At 38.5% G+C, this 231-nt stretch carries 1 protein-coding gene; it reads right to left on the bottom strand.

Annotated features, from left to right (window positions below; genetic code table 11):
• Nucleotides 1–224 (bottom strand): YhgE/Pip domain-containing protein (locus F1592_RS13500; RefSeq protein ID WP_149814212.1); only part of this gene is annotated, 224 nt, incomplete at its 3' end.
• Nucleotides 225–231 lie beyond the last annotated feature (7 nt).

Here is a 231-nt window from a genome sequence, read left to right as displayed (position 1 = left end):
TTACCAAAATTAATTTTCTTGCCACGAACTTTGTCACCCTTGTCATCGTTTAAAACGGCAAACTTGATATGACCTGTATGAATATAAGGATCCCACATAGACCATAAGTTGAACCAAGCATAGAAAGACGGTAATATCTCAAGTCCTGCAAGTATAACACAAACTGCTGGCGTCTTAGCAACTCGCTTCCGGTCCGTTCTAAATAATTTTAGTGCGTATTTCATGTTCACA

It is taken from the genome of Staphylococcus sp. GDX7P312P (assembly GCF_008385775.1).
GTDB classification, from domain to species: Bacteria; Bacillota; Bacilli; order Staphylococcales; family Staphylococcaceae; genus Staphylococcus; species Staphylococcus haemolyticus.
Note: the sequence above shows the minus strand (reverse complement) of the source record. Positions and strands in the feature narration are given on the sequence as shown.